Below are 14479 nucleotides of genomic sequence, written 5' to 3'. Positions count from 1 at the left end.
CATCAGTCCCTTTCCTTTGGAAATATATCCATTTTTTTAAATAGGAAATATCCACTACAAACAACGATTAAAAGAATAGCTATTATATAAATAATCACCATAGTCCAAGTAAATCCGTACTCCGAGTCAAGAGAATGGTGTCTCAAAATCATACTGTAACTTCCAGGCACCAATCGACTCGTTGTAAAAACAGAAACTACAAGCATAGATAACATAATAATAAATGCATAAATGGGCCTCATAAAAACAGTGAATATTGCTTGAACTACAACGATGAGGAGCGTAATAAAAAATGGTAATAGAAAAAGGTGAATCGAAAAAACAAATGGCGTTATATCTGTTGCGATTAGTGGCTTAATCATCTTCATTCCGTATTCGCTCCACCCAGGTGAAACCGATAGAAAAAAGATGGAGAATAAAAAAGTTATTATTGCCATAATTAAATACATTGATATGACAACTGCAATAGCGAAAAATAATTTACTCATCCATATAGATAAACGCTGCTTCGCTCGGACAAACAAAAAGGAAGATTGGTCAAACAAATCGTCCCTTACATAACCACCGATAATAAAAGGACCCATCAATTGAATAATTAACCATAAAAATGGGAATTTGAAATTTAGATCATCTGGTGTAGGATACTCTTTTCCTCTAAAAACATTAAACAACAAGTCTGTATAAGTTAAAGTTGAACTATCAATTCCTTCTATTTCTCCTAACCCTTTTAATTGATAGAAAGAGACAATGAGAATAATAACAAATAAACTCATTGAGGTTATCCAGCGAAAACGGACAGAAGAAAAACCTAGAAATAAATCTCGTTTAAATAAAGATAGCGTTTCTTTCCCCAATTTCATTCAGTCTCCTCTACGCTAGGGATAAAATCTCTTTTCCTTGAAGCCATATGAATACCAATAATTAATACAACGATTAACCCTGAAAAATAGATTAAATTACCGATGAAATACGTGACATTTCCCCAGTTATTCAAGCTTACCTCTGCTTGTGTTATAAATATTGTGAAGTTTAAGACAGACTGAATCGTTATATCAAGAATAAGAAATCCCTCCACAATAAAAAAGACAAGGATATATCGCGGAATAAGTAAATAAAGAAAAGAAGCCAATAAACCAATGACCATAAAAGCAAAAAACTCTGTAATAGTATAACGAAGAAACATATATCCTGTTTTAAACAGCGATAAATCTACTTTTCCTTTAGACAGTATAAAAGGAGTCCCCTCTTCCGTAACCCACGGATTGCTTAATGAACCACTCTTCCACCATCCATAAAGAAAACCAATAATAAAATATACAGCTAAAAAAACAATGGTGACTAAGCATACTGTGAATAGAATTGTAGCCCCCAGCTTTTTCCTTTCCTTAAATCGTGTCAACCTAAGTGGATCCATCATAAAAGGTAAGAAGAAAGATAGAAAAAATAAAAATAATGGAATGGTCAGTGTAAAGAAGCTAGTCTTTATAAATAAATAGTTAAATACATCAGGAATCGAGTCAGTACCATAGAAGGTAGAATAACTCGCAAAAGTAATCACTCCCAATAAAAGGACCACTATACAAATGCCTATCTTCCAAATGGATTTTGTAAAATCTAAGATAAGTAGCTTCGTATAATTAAGTAATAACACGTTTTTTCACTCCTAGAATATAGATGAGTGTACTAAGCATCATCCCACAACAAAAAATAAAAACAGTAACTACTAAGGAGACAGAGGGTTGTGATTGTTCCAATAAAAAGGACGATGGAATCCACCCATAATTCTCTGTAAATTGAAATACCAACGACAGAATCATTTGTAATAAAAATCCAGATACTAAAATAAAAAACCTATTTTTTACAAAAAATGAAATACTTAAACTAATAGTAGCGAACATTCCACTAAACAAAAACGCTAAAACTACGTAAAACAACATATGTATAAGCGGGTGACTATAATATAGCTCTGGGAAAAACGAATTCATAAAATCTAATGACATCCTGCTATTAACGACTGGGTCTGGTTTCACATTTGGCAAAATCATAAAGGCAAGATAAATGTTAACGAGAAGTGGGATCGTAATCATAACACCAGAAGTGATAAAATTAGTAATATACAAGCCTTTAAAATATTCCTTCATTTTCCCTTTTGATAATATTGAACGTAGGTAACCTGATTGTTTATCTTTTGAAAAAGTATCCGCAAAAGGAAGCGATGCAAGAATGGGTAACAATAGAAAAAAGAGCATCGTTAAAGATGTTGCCACTCCAAATTCAAACCATTCAGAATAAGGAGTCGAGTCAACACCATGATCCTGTAGTCCGAGCCTTAGCCACTTTAATTGAGGAATAATCTCTAGCTTTACATGGAGGAGTGAAATGATTATTCCTGCAAATAATACAAAATACATCGGTTTACTACTAATAACTCTCCGCCCAAAAAATTGAATCATGAGTTATGCCTCCTTTACTAAGTTTAAAAATAAATCTAATTTTTCAAAAAATTCTTTTCATACATTTAGTGATAGTTGGTAAATATATAAGGATAATTAAAATTACAACAATTAAAATTGCAAAAAGACTCTTATTTATACCTTATGAATAATCCAAATTTAACTAAATAAAAAATATCATACCTTAACAAACATAAGCTGGACACTATCATGTATTGAACATAATATCATCCAGCTTATGAAATAAAGTACCTAGTTTCTATTAACTACAGTGGATGTTTGATTAAATACTGTCGGGACTCCACTTGCCTGATGCCGCATTGACACCGCCTGTAAGAGAACCTTTAATACGTACATATACACCTTCTCCATATGTTTCAACAGCATAATTTCTCAATTTTGTTCCTTGTCCTAGTTTTATAGTCGTGGACTGACCAACGGGAGTTCCATTTTCTAATGTTACTCTTGCCGAATATGCCCCCCCATTAATACTAGTTGCTTTCATATACGCGGATGTTTTATTCAATTTCTGTCTTGCAGAAGTTTGATCATTTTGTCCTAAGATAAAGGTAAATGGAGAATCCTCGTGATTACTTGCTGCATTTGATAGTTCCATAATATAACAAAATCAGACAAACCAGACCGAAATAATTTTGATATTTCACGCAATTTTTTTGCGTATGACAGGACTAAAGTACCCCAAGTTCTTTCGCCTTTTTTACTGCTTCCATACGAGAATGAACGCCTAGCTTACGGTAAATATTCGTTAATACATATTCAACACTTCTTTGGCTTGCAAATAGATTTTTAGATATTTCCTTATTTGTTTTGCCCTTTTCAGCTTCCAATAGAATATTTCTTTCCTTATCAGTTAAAGCGCTCTCATTTGGTTCACTTAAATTGTTTTGATGTTGAATACGCAGCTGTTGAAACAGCTCTAAAGGTATGATGACATCACCTTGAATAACTGATTTTATTGTATTTAATAACGTCCTTTTGGTTGCGGTTTTGCTAATCACTCCCGATACACCGCAATCGACAAGTTTATTAAAAAGTGGCTTTATGTCATAGCCTGTATAGATGATTACTTTTGCCTCTGGATACATATGCAAAATACTCTTCGTTATTTCAATCCCATTTGTGTCAGGCATTTGATAATCGACTAAATAAACATCATGGCTGCATTCAGATAATATCTGTTTCAGTTCATTACTAGAAGATAAGATATCCACACTAATATCTTTCTCCTTCTCAATGATGGATTTTACTCCGTGACCAACAGCGACATGATCATCGATAATTAATACTGAAATCACCCAATTCCTCCTTTTAATAACATCTAATTTTAAACTCAATAATACGAATAAGACTTAATTAACCTGAGAATATTGCTCCAAATCGAAGACTATTTCAGCCCGAAATCCATCTTCTTCAGCCGAATGAATATAGAGCTTACCATTGAGTCCTCTGACTCTCTCTTTTATTCCTGTTATTCCCATTGTGCTGAATGATTGATCCAATTTATTCCAATTAAAACCTATTCCATCATCATGATAATGTAAAAATAAAAAACGATCTTTCCTAAACAATTTCAAATGCACTTCACTTGCTTTTGAATGTTTTATAGCATTATTTAGTAACTCTTGAATAATTCGATATATCGTTAATTCATACTCCCTTTTTGTCACAGCTATATCTTCATCGATATAGTAGTAGAAAAGGAAATTAGCATTTAAATTGATTTTTTCAAAAAGAGTAAACAGGGATTCTCGAAAGCCTAGTTCATATAAAAACGAAGGATGCAACTCAGTTGTTATTTCTCGTAAGATATGGACCTGATCTAGTATAGACTCTCTCATATTACTTAATATATTTATATAAGATGGGCTTTCTATTGTTGTCATTTCATTATCTATTTTTGTGGCAAGACTTAACTGATCTTGTAAAATGGTATCATGTAAATCTCTAGCCAAATTCCTGCGTTCGTTTTCAGATATTGAAAGTAATAATTTTGATAAATAAATAGGAATCGGCTTACCTTCTTCAAGATCATCAAGCTTTTTCATTATTTCTTCTACTTTGTAAAGATTCTCTATCATAATTTGTGTATAGTTTAAAATCGTCTCTAACCAGATCCATTCTGCCGTATTTAATTTCCTTCTTAGTTTTCTCCATTCCGCTACCAATACTAAAGACTGACCATCCCTTTCCACTAACGGTACCGAAAATCCTGTCGGTGTTTTTTGAATGGTTCCTATACAGCTTTTATCTCGAATCATTGTTCCAACCATTATATGGCTAATTTCTTTCTTTTCAAAAAAAGAGAAAATCTTATTATCCTCTCGTACTTGTACAAGTGTAACTTCTGAAATAGGCAAATTAACTACTATTTCTTTTTGCAACCCCTTCATAAGGGTTTCAATTTTTGTCTCATTCTTCATCGTATGCAAATAACGGTTAAGACTGACCTGATAATCCTTTTCCTTTGGATATAACCACTTTCTTAAAAGAAAATCTATCTTATCCTTGAAATAAAGAATACTAGTAAATACAACAAAGATCATTAAACTCAATCTTATAATTTCAATGTGATTATCGAGAATATTTGATTGAGTGAATACTAAAAAGCCAATTAGAGTCAACGCAGTTGCAACAAAACTTGTGAGCAAACTATAATATATTTTTCTAATTACGAAATCCATATCGATAAATTCTTTGGATATAACTAGATAGAATAAACTAAGAGGTAAAGAAATAAAAAATAAAGTTGTAATTTCCGCACGCACTATTGGATGATTGAATAATAGAGTTGGAATGGCAAACAAAACAACAAAAGGAGTAAACGAAGTATATAAGCCTGTCATTAGTATTTGAATTGTTTGTTTATGTTCTGTTGCTCGATTACTAAGGTACTGTTTAATAATAAGAACATTCATACTGATAAAGGTAACCGAAAAGAAAATTAAATCTGGTGGCAATAAAATGACTAGCTTATTATTTTGAAATACTACATATAATATAAATACTAGTAGCCCAATGCTATACACCAAATTAATACTTGATTTCTTTATAAATACTAGATTCCAATTAGAAAAATAACTTTCCAAAAAATGAAGAAGCAAGATAAGAGAAAAAATCAGGCCGAAAGCTATTAATGTCTCCCCGGCAAGATCTTTCCTTGCAGAAGCACCAGAACTTATTAACGATAATCCAAAAACATTTAGAAAAAATATTAAAAGAACAACTGAGCCATTGTTTTCCTTCCTAAACAATAAAAATGAACTCATTATTAAACAAGATAAATAAAGGATAACTGGAAAAACTAAATGGTAAATGTAGTAATGATTTGATCCATTATATTTAATGTTGTAATGTTTGATTTCATTATTCTTTAAAAATTGGATTGTATCAGCTTGCTCAATTGTATTGTATCGATTGATAGAAAAATGTTGATTAGGATCTTTTTCGTTAACAGAGAGCACAATATCTCCATTATGAATGGCATTCTCCTTCCCCCAACCAGCAGATGATACATTTTTTACAATGAATTGATCCCCCTTTTTTTCTACATCAATTCCTATGAAAGGATGCTGAATAGTTACTTTTGTCATATAAAATGCCATGACCACTCCAACTACCATTACAATTAATGGTACGATTCTTGTTTTATTAACATTTAATATCCCCATTACTTTCAAAACTCCAGTGAATTAACAACTTCGTCTCCTATTAAAGTTGCTAATACCGCCTTTCTTTCTTCTTCATTCCTAGTTAATAAACAAAGATTTTCTTCAATCAATTGATCTCTTATTTCTGGATTCTTAATCAAGTTATATTTTATTTCTTTCATTATGGATTCTCCCCTCTTTTATATGTTTGGTAATAGAGTATACTTGAAACCTTCTTCTATCTTCATTAAGTTGATTGCTTTTATTACTTTATTTTGAAACAACTTTATCATTGCATTTAAAGACAAGATAACTCCTGATTCACATTAACTATTTGAGTAGAACTTTTGTAAGGTTTTTTACATTTTATTTACAATTTTATATTATCAGATGATTAAAAATAAATATATACTAAAAAGTCTAGAACACATTTGGATGAATTCTAGTGTAGCAAGATTTTTTATTAAGCTAATTTGAAATCTTTAAAAAAAGAGCTAAGAAAATTGTTAAGTTTATAAAGATAATATCGAATGTAGCGAAAGGGATTTGTAGTATGTAGCATAATACTTTAGCCTTTTCAATTAAGGAAAAGGAGTTTTTCATCTATTCATGGAATTGATATGAAAAGATGAAACTGAGTTTTTCTGAAGGGGATTTGGAAGGGTGATATTCATTAAATATATTTTCATGGTTTTTATTATTTGCTTTTCAATTATTCGAACATTTATTAAAGATCCTGAATTAGAGAAAAAGGATTTAAATCCAGAATCGATTTTAAGTATTAGCAGATATTTTTCTTTAGGTACATTTAATTTTTCTCTAGCTTGGATTATCTTTCATATCGATGCCCTTTTATGGCTATCTTTGTATTCGTCGATTGGTATGATTCTAAGTATAAAGGAAAAAAATCAGAAAAATGAAGGATTTGCAAAAATAATTGGTGCATGCATTCTCATCATAATATTTTCTATCGTTCGTGTTCCCGTACATAATGATTCCTTTATGGAGTATATAAATAGTAAAGGAAAGTACCAATGTCTTTATAAATTTGAATGCGTGAAAATTACTTCTAATATTAATAAAGATGACCAAATTCAGACGAAAGCAGAAATCGTTCCTATCAGTGGTTACTCTTTTGATTGGTATCTATTTTTTGCTACTGGCTCCATTATTATAGGAAAAGATGAAAATAAAGAAGAAATCAATGGAGTAAATATTGCTGGCTGGTGGATAGTATCAGATTGGTAGTTTCGAAAAAAATGGACTCACATTATGAGGGTCCATTGCTATTACTTTTTCACCCAGCCTAAAATCATTTCACGAAGGGGACCGCTCCATATCTTCCCAAAATTTTCGACTATTTTATCCCTTTACCTTCTTAATCAAACGTTTGATTAAATTAGCAATAAAGCTTATAAACGTAGCTTTTACTCTGTTCTTACCAAGAAAAAATTGACGAATGCTTTTTTGAAAGTCATATTAATAATTGGAATTTTTCTATATCTCTAATTAAACGACAAATTCCAACTCAATTACTCTAACTTTCTTGTTAATCAAACGTTTGATTAAATAAGTAAAAAAACTTATAACCGCAGCTTTTACCTCTGTTCTATCAAGAAAAAATTGACGAATATTTTTTGAAAATCATATTAACTTCCGGGATTTTTGCCATATTTCTTATTAAACGACAGTTTTCAACTCAATTTGTTTAACTTTCTTGTTAATCAAACGTTTGATTAAAAATGATTACGCCCGCTTCCCTGCAGACTTTTAGCATCAAATGACTAAAAAAACATGTCGAGATTAAGGGGGATTTTTACCACAGCTGTCCCCCGGCGCTTTAATAAAAAAAAGGGGTCTCTCGCTTCAATTGAGCGGAAGAACCCTTCCTTTTCTTTCATATGACTATTGTTATTTTATCCAGCCTAAAATCATTTCACGAATCAGCTTACTAGCTGTATTCGCCGTTTGATCGGAAGTGTCATAAATTGGTGCTACTTCTACTAAGTCCCCGCCGACAACATTTATGTTCGAACGAGCGATTTCATGAATGGATGCGAGTAGTTCCTTCGAAGTAATTCCTCCACAATCAACCGTTCCTGTCCCAGGTGCATGTGCAGGGTCAAGAACATCGATGTCTATTGTTACGTATACTGGACGTCCTGCAAGCTTCGGCAATACTTCTTTCAGTGGCTCGAGGACTTCAAATTTTGATATGCGCATCCCATTTTCTTTTGCCCATTCAAATTCTTCCTTCATTCCTGAACGAATCCCGAAAGAGTATACATTTTCAGGACCAATTAATTCAGCTGCTTTTCGAATCGGTGTGGCATGTGATAATGGTTCCCCTTCGTAATCAGAACGCAAATCAGTATGGGCGTCCATATGAATAATTGCAAGATCCGGGTATTTTTTATACATTGCCTTAATAACCGGCCAAGAAACTAAATGTTCCCCACCCATCCCTAATGGAAATTTATTATCTTTTAGGAGACCGTCAATATATTCCTCAATTAATTCAATACTGCGCTGAGGGTTTCCAAATGGCAATGGAATGTCTCCAGCATCGAAGTATTTCACTTCTTCAAGCTCACGATCAAGATATGGACTATACTCTTCCAAACCAATCGAAACTTCTCTAATTCTACCTGGACCAAAACGTGATCCTGGTCGATAACTCACCGTCCAGTCCATAGGCATACCATAAATGACCGCTTGACTTTCTTCATAATTAGGATAACTTTTGATAAATACCTTACCAGAGTATGCTTCGTCAAATCGCATGTAATGATCCTCCTTTTTTCAGAAAGGCTCTTTTCTTAAACATTGTTGTTATTTGTAAATAGAGTAAAAATCGGTAGTAGGATTTTTACGGTTATTTTCCGCTATCAAAATGAAATATAGGATGTAGAAAAGAGCACGACACTATATTTATTCAGGCCTTCACCCCATATGCGAAAAGCAACAATCTATACGAAAACAGCCTTCAGAAATAAGGATAGGCTTTTACACCTATCCATCTACTCTCTACTTATTCCGTTAAATCCTTAACAAACTTCGGCAAGACAAATGCAGCTTTGTGAAGTTCTTTTGTGTAATATTTTGTTTCGATATCATGGAAACGATCTTCACTTACTTCAAGTGGATCATATTTTTTTGATCCGACTGTAAATGTCCACATTCCACTTGGATAGGTTGGTACGTTCGCAATATATAAACGAGTGATTGGGAATATTTCCTTCACGTCTTTTTGTACTTCACGAATTAAGTCTGCTTTGAACCATGGGTTGTCCGTTTGGGCAACGAAAAGACCGTCTTCTTTTAAAGCTTTAGAGATACCTGCGTAAAAGCCTTTTGTAAAAAGATTTACAGCAGGACCAACTGGTTCAGTTGAATCGACCATAATGACATCGTATTCATTTTCACTTTTGGCAATATGCATGAAGCCATCATCCACTTGCACATCTACACGTGGATTCTCTAATTCACCAGCGATTTCTGGTAAGAATTTCTTAGAGTATTCGATAACTTTTCCATCAATATCAACAAGAGTTGCTTTTTTCACACTCGGGTGTTTTAAAATTTCACGAATCACACCGCCATCTCCGCCGCCTACTACAAGGACATTTTCTGGGTTGGGATGTGTAAATAACGGTACATGTGCAACCATTTCGTGGTAAACAAACTCATCCTTTTGCGTTGTCATGACCATGTCATCTAAAAGAAGCATATTGCCCCATTCTTCAGTTTCAACCATATCCAGCTTTTGAAACTCGGTTTGTTCTGTATGTAAAGTTCGATTAATCTTCATTGTAATTCCAAAATTTTCTGTTTGCTTTTCAGTAAACCATAGTCCACCCATTTGCGATCTTCCCTTCTGTTTTGGATAATCATGCCTTTTAAAATGACGCTATTTTCTACATCATTTTCCCCTAAGACAATAAATACAAACATGAGAAAAAGTATAGAGAATTTTGGCGAAATTGCAAGATAAATTTTCTGCTATTTTCTCAAAAATTGCTATTTCCAATGTTTAAAACAGAAGTTTTTTTTTCATACTGAATAAGTATAGGAAATGAAGCTAAGCTTTCCCAAAAAATGAGGTGAGCAACATCATGGAAACCATTGCAAATCCTAAAATCCAAAAAACAAAACGATTTTTAAGGCTTTCATTATTAGCCTTTTTACTATTTCTCACGATATTTACCATTTTTATTGCTGGTATTTTAATATACGCAAAAATATTAGGTCCCCCGCCTCTCGCTGTTCCGCAATCTACACTATACTACTCAAGTGATGGTATGGTCATTGGGGAAAGCAATAACGGGGAAAAAAGATATTGGGTCGATATCGAGGACATATCAAAAGACGTAATTAATGCGACTATTTCAATAGAAGATCAAAATTTCTATGCCCATCACGGTTTCGATTTCAAGCGAATTGCTGGTGCAGTATTTGCTGATATAAAAGCTATGGATAAGGTACAAGGTGCAAGTACCATTTCCCAGCAGTATGCCCGAAACCTTTTTTTAACTCTTGATAAAACATGGAAGCGAAAAATATCAGAAGCATTCTACACGATTCGTCTTGAAATGAATTATGATAAGAATCAAATTTTAGAGGGCTATTTAAATACAATTAATTATGGACATCAAGCATATGGGATCGAAGCAGCCAGTCAATTTTATTTTGGAAAAAGCGCACACGATCTTAGTCTTGCCGAGGCATCAATGCTAGCAGGGATTCCAAAAGGTCCTAGTATTTACTCACCTATCGCTTCTTTTGATAAAGCTAAGGCAAGACAAAAAATGATTCTACAAACTATGGTGAAAAATAAATATATCTCTGCTAAAGAAGCAAAAAGTGCGGCCAAAGAAAAGTTATCTATTGTTGGTGAACATACCTATCATCGTGCTGCCATTGCCCCCTACTTTCAAGATACGGTTAAATATCTTTTAAAATCGAAGCTTGGTTTTGATGATCGAACCATTGATTTAGGTGGACTCCATGTATATACAACATTAAATACAAGCCAACAAAAAATTGCTGAACAAGTAATTGACGAATCCATTTCAAAGAATTCCACTATCCAAGTAGGATTTGCTGCAATGGATCCAAATACAGGATTTGTCTCTGCATTAGTTGGTGGAAGAAATTATGATAAAAGTCAATTTAACAGAGCCGTTCAAGCGAGCAGACAGCCTGGATCGACAATAAAGCCATTATTGTACTATGCCGCTCTAGAAAAAGGATTCACTCCAACAACTATGATGAAGAGTGAGCCTACTACTTTTCGCTTTGATGATGGCAGGTCCGAGTATACACCACATAATTTTAATAGCAAATATGCCAACAATGATATTACAATGGCACAGGCCCTAGCACTTTCAGATAATGTTTATGCTGTTAAGACCCATTTATTTTTAGGACAAGATGTTTTAATAAAAACAGCCAAACAATTTGGAATCCAAACGAAAATGGCTAAGGTCCCCTCACTCGCTTTAGGAACATCGGGTGTACGAGTGATTGATATGGTAAATGCATACAGCTTATTAGCTAATGGCGGAAAAAAAGTTGAACCAATATTTATTACAAGAGTCGAGGATTATCAAGGAAATGTACTTTATCAATATAAACCGCATCAAGAGCAAACATTAGATCCGAAGTTTGCCTTTGTGATGGACGAAATGATGACAGGAATGTTTGATAAAAAGTTGAATGGATATTCCTCTGTCACTGGAGCATCGATTATTAGTCAAATGACCAGACAATATGCAGGAAAGTCTGGTTCAACCAATTCCGATAGTTGGATGATCGGGTTTACCCCGCAGCTTACGGCTGGAATTTGGACAGGATACGATGAGGGAGATCAATTAACATTAAATGCAGATAAATTATATGCAAAAAATATTTGGATTCGATTTATGGAGAGATCTCTCGAAAACAAGCCAATAAAAACGTTTAAAGAGCCTAAGGGTGTGATCGCCTTACCGATTGATCCCGAAAGTGGAAAAATAGCAACCGATGACTGTCCCGTATCCCGGTTAACTTATTTTGTGGAAGGAACTGAGCCGACTGACTATTGTGATAAACATTTAAATGAAAATTTGAATAAACAAAAGGACGATGAAAAGGGAAAGAAAAATTGGTTAAAGAGGTTTTTCAATTGGTTTTAACCTCCTAGAAGGTCTTTTTAATTCAGAATGCGAAAAAACTCGGGGTGTGCGTCCCCGAGTTTTTTCGTGTCCTAGTTTGTATATGCAAACCATCAATTCTAGTTTACTTATTTTCCTTTAAATCAGCAAGTCACCATTTTTAAATTCAAAAAACTGTCACTATTTGTTCACAAACGAGAAAAGCGCAAGCGCCTTGATCATCGGCGTACGGATTTCGTAGTCTTCGACTGAGATAAAGGAAACACAGCGAGGTAGTTCACGAGCTGATGTTGACTTATCGTAGGGAGGAGACGGAGAAATCCGCTAGCCGATAGGCGCTGGAGCTAGACACTAAGAAAAGCGCAAGCGCCTTGCCGCTAACATCACAGTTAAATGGCTTATAATTCGAGCAGCAACAAATTAAAATCTATATTCTCCTACCTTACTCAGCACCCAAATCTTTTTTCAGCTTGTCACTTGATAAATCCCACAATTTTTCATCATGGTTTTTCAAAAAATTCGCTAACACCTTTTTAGACTTTTCATCCATATGATCAACGATGATTTGGCGTTTTAATGATTTATCTAAACGATTCACGTGTTCTGGCAATGACTTATATCCGCGGCGCGCCTCTTTATTAACGGTCATTTCGCATGCAGTGACACCTGCATAATATGGCCCTTCCTCATTTCGGTCAATAGTAACCCATACTAACCAGTAAGGCTTCGCTCCCTCTGGAACTTCTTCTTTATTCGGCAAAAATTTAACACGTTTTTCTACTGCACTTCTTGCATGCATGGCACCTATATCTACAAATGCCTCCCCTTCTTCAACATCAACAAACACTGGGGAAACATTTTCTAAACTTAAAGACCCAATACCAAAACCTCTATGACCATCGGTTGGGTCATTTTTTATAATATTAAACTCAAGCTTTTTTTTCCCTTGTTCCATTTAGAAACCTCCTCACCTGATAAACATAGAAAATATCGTTTGAAAGCTATTAATACAAAAGTCCCTTACCCATTCCATGATCGGAGAGATCGTATATCTATCCAAAGGTGTTACTAAAATAATTAAAAAGACTAAAATACTATATTGTTCAAATTGTGTCATTTTCGCTCTTACAGACGGACTAACTAAATCCTCAAGAATACGATACCCATCAAGCGGAGGCAGAGGAAATAGGTTAAATACAAAAAGCGTAAGATTCAACTGAATAAAAACCTTTAAAAAATCAATGACGAAACTCGAATTTGTCCAAGCACCTGACGAAATTAAAAAGTAGAATATTCCATATCCGATAAAAGCCATTAAAAGATTACTTAGCGGCCCCATTATCGAAACTAATATCCCCGCAGCCCTTGGGTTTTTAAAATGATACCGATTTACCGGTACTGGGCGTGCCCAACCGAAACCTGCAATTAAAATAAGGATCGTTCCAAACGGATCAAGATGTTGAATAGGATTTAACGTTAAACGACCTTGATCTTTTGCCGTATTATCTCCAAATTTATATGCTGTATAAGCATGTGCAAATTCATGAACTGTAAATGCTATTAATAAAGTGATGACTACGAATGGTAGATATTCAATTGGATACCTTAAAAAGCTAGATAAAGTATTAATTAATTGATCCACAATCAATCCCCTTTTTCATTTATTTATACTTATTAACAGTATACAACAACATAACTATAATTTCTCTGAAGCAGATTCACGAAATATGTCATTAGATTCTTTTTCAACGATACAGGATATTCGATTCAAGTAAAAATCAGCATAAGGATTTTAACAATCTATACGAATAGAGTCACTCTTTTAGATAATATCCCCTTGCTTCCCACATCATAAAACAATACACTTTGGATAGTTAGAAAAATTTTTATAAAGGAGATACATAATATGCCATACATTACTGTAAAAATGCTAGAAGGCCGTACAGAGGAACAAAAGAAAGCACTCGTAGAGAAAGTCACTGAAGCTGTAAGCGAAACTGCAGGTGCACCTAAGGAAAATATTGTCGTTTTTATTGAAGAAATGTCTAAAAATCATTATGCTGTTGGCGGAACGCGTTTAAGTGATAAGTAATTAGAAAAGCGCTAGCCGATAGGCGCTGGAGCTAGACATAGCAGACACTTTTCATGTCTATTACCCATAGTAAATTATCTTACCTTTTAAATTGAAAATAGCTAAGCCCCT

The 14479-nt window shown here is 33.8% G+C and carries 14 protein-coding genes; 3 read left to right on the top strand and 11 right to left on the bottom strand.

Features of this window, described 5'->3' with window-relative positions:
- Nucleotides 1-2 precede the first annotated feature (2 nt).
- From ACQKP0_RS10445 to ACQKP0_RS10415, 7 genes are all read right to left on the bottom strand, one after another.
- Nucleotides 3-860, bottom strand: a complete 858-nt coding sequence (locus ACQKP0_RS10445; RefSeq protein WP_427405775.1) for a hypothetical protein — start codon at nucleotides 858-860, stop codon at nucleotides 3-5.
- On the bottom strand, nucleotides 857-1651 hold the full coding sequence (locus ACQKP0_RS10440; RefSeq protein WP_427405774.1) for a hypothetical protein: 795 nt from the start codon (nucleotides 1649-1651) through the stop codon (nucleotides 857-859). Before ACQKP0_RS10440 ends, ACQKP0_RS10445 begins: the two co-directional genes overlap by 4 nt.
- Nucleotides 1638-2453: a hypothetical protein gene (locus ACQKP0_RS10435; RefSeq protein WP_427405773.1), complete on the bottom strand. Its 816-nt coding sequence runs from the start codon at nucleotides 2451-2453 to the stop codon at nucleotides 1638-1640. Before ACQKP0_RS10435 ends, ACQKP0_RS10440 begins: the two co-directional genes overlap by 14 nt.
- A gap of 283 nt (nucleotides 2454-2736) precedes the next feature.
- On the bottom strand, nucleotides 2737-3069 hold the full coding sequence (locus ACQKP0_RS10430) for a DUF2712 domain-containing protein (protein WP_427405772.1): 333 nt from the start codon (nucleotides 3067-3069) through the stop codon (nucleotides 2737-2739).
- Nucleotides 3070-3142: 73 nt separating this feature from the next.
- Complete coding sequence (locus ACQKP0_RS10425) at nucleotides 3143-3769, bottom strand: response regulator (protein ID WP_427405771.1); 627 nt, start codon at nucleotides 3767-3769, stop codon at nucleotides 3143-3145.
- Nucleotides 3770-3823: 54 nt separating this feature from the next.
- Entirely contained in the window at nucleotides 3824-6142 is a 2319-nt protein-coding gene (locus tag ACQKP0_RS10420; RefSeq protein WP_427405770.1) for a sensor histidine kinase, read from the bottom strand.
- A 5-nt stretch (nucleotides 6143-6147) separates the two neighbouring features.
- Complete coding sequence (locus ACQKP0_RS10415) at nucleotides 6148-6303, bottom strand: hypothetical protein (RefSeq protein WP_427405769.1); 156 nt, start codon at nucleotides 6301-6303, stop codon at nucleotides 6148-6150.
- 481 nt (nucleotides 6304-6784) lie between these two features.
- Between ACQKP0_RS10415 and ACQKP0_RS10410 the strand changes: the two genes are divergently transcribed.
- Nucleotides 6785-7369, top strand: coding sequence for a hypothetical protein (locus ACQKP0_RS10410; RefSeq protein WP_427405768.1), 585 nt, complete (start codon nucleotides 6785-6787; stop codon nucleotides 7367-7369).
- Between the two features lie 663 nt (nucleotides 7370-8032).
- Here the strand turns inward: ACQKP0_RS10410 and speB are convergent.
- Nucleotides 8033-8905: an agmatinase gene (speB, locus tag ACQKP0_RS10405; RefSeq protein ID WP_427405767.1), complete on the bottom strand. Its 873-nt coding sequence runs from the start codon at nucleotides 8903-8905 to the stop codon at nucleotides 8033-8035.
- A 247-nt stretch (nucleotides 8906-9152) separates the two neighbouring features.
- Nucleotides 9153-9983 (bottom strand): spermidine synthase, encoded by an 831-nt coding sequence (speE, locus tag ACQKP0_RS10400; RefSeq protein ID WP_427405766.1) that lies wholly within the window; start codon nucleotides 9981-9983, stop codon nucleotides 9153-9155.
- 253 nt (nucleotides 9984-10236) lie between these two features.
- On the opposite strand from speE, the gene ACQKP0_RS10395 reads away from it, so the two are divergent.
- Complete coding sequence (locus ACQKP0_RS10395) at nucleotides 10237-12297, top strand: transglycosylase domain-containing protein (RefSeq protein ID WP_427405765.1); 2061 nt, start codon at nucleotides 10237-10239, stop codon at nucleotides 12295-12297.
- Nucleotides 12298-12718: 421 nt separating this feature from the next.
- Here the strand turns inward: ACQKP0_RS10395 and ACQKP0_RS10390 are convergent, their stop codons facing one another.
- Entirely contained in the window at nucleotides 12719-13231 is a 513-nt protein-coding gene (locus ACQKP0_RS10390; protein ID WP_427405764.1) for a YwhD family protein, read from the bottom strand.
- A gap of 12 nt (nucleotides 13232-13243) precedes the next feature.
- Complete coding sequence (locus ACQKP0_RS10385; RefSeq protein WP_427405763.1) at nucleotides 13244-13918, bottom strand: site-2 protease family protein; 675 nt, start codon at nucleotides 13916-13918, stop codon at nucleotides 13244-13246.
- A 264-nt stretch (nucleotides 13919-14182) separates the two neighbouring features.
- On the opposite strand from ACQKP0_RS10385, the gene ACQKP0_RS10380 reads away from it, so the two are divergent.
- Entirely contained in the window at nucleotides 14183-14368 is a 186-nt protein-coding gene (locus ACQKP0_RS10380; protein WP_427405762.1) for a 2-hydroxymuconate tautomerase, read from the top strand.
- Nucleotides 14369-14479 lie beyond the last annotated feature (111 nt).

The organism is Heyndrickxia sp. NPDC080065 (assembly GCF_050281185.1).
Taxonomy (GTDB): domain Bacteria; phylum Bacillota; class Bacilli; order Bacillales; family Bacillaceae_C; genus Heyndrickxia.
Note: the sequence above shows the minus strand (reverse complement) of the source record. Positions and strands in the feature narration are given on the sequence as shown.

What these genes read in the sequence shown, in the direction of transcription:
- ACQKP0_RS10445 (WP_427405775.1), bottom strand. Translation starts at nt 860, where the DNA reads ATGAAATTGGGGAAAGAAACGCTATCTTTATTTAAACGAGATTTATTT.
- ACQKP0_RS10435 (WP_427405773.1), bottom strand. Translation starts at nt 2,453, where the DNA reads ATGATTCAATTTTTTGGGCGGAGAGTTATTAGTAGTAAACCGATGTAT.
- ACQKP0_RS10430 (WP_427405772.1), bottom strand. Translation starts at nt 3,069, where the DNA reads ATGGAACTATCAAATGCAGCAAGTAATCACGAGGATTCTCCATTTACC.
- ACQKP0_RS10420 (WP_427405770.1), bottom strand. Translation starts at nt 6,142, where the DNA reads ATGGGGATATTAAATGTTAATAAAACAAGAATCGTACCATTAATTGTA.
- ACQKP0_RS10415 (WP_427405769.1), bottom strand. Translation starts at nt 6,303, where the DNA reads ATGAAAGAAATAAAATATAACTTGATTAAGAATCCAGAAATAAGAGAT.
- speB (WP_427405767.1), bottom strand. Translation starts at nt 8,905, where the DNA reads ATGCGATTTGACGAAGCATACTCTGGTAAGGTATTTATCAAAAGTTAT.
- speE (WP_427405766.1), bottom strand. Translation starts at nt 9,983, where the DNA reads ATGGGTGGACTATGGTTTACTGAAAAGCAAACAGAAAATTTTGGAATT.
- ACQKP0_RS10395 (WP_427405765.1), top strand. Translation starts at nt 10,237, where the DNA reads ATGGAAACCATTGCAAATCCTAAAATCCAAAAAACAAAACGATTTTTA.
- ACQKP0_RS10390 (WP_427405764.1), bottom strand. Translation starts at nt 13,231, where the DNA reads ATGGAACAAGGGAAAAAAAAGCTTGAGTTTAATATTATAAAAAATGAC.
- ACQKP0_RS10380 (WP_427405762.1), top strand. Translation starts at nt 14,183, where the DNA reads ATGCCATACATTACTGTAAAAATGCTAGAAGGCCGTACAGAGGAACAA.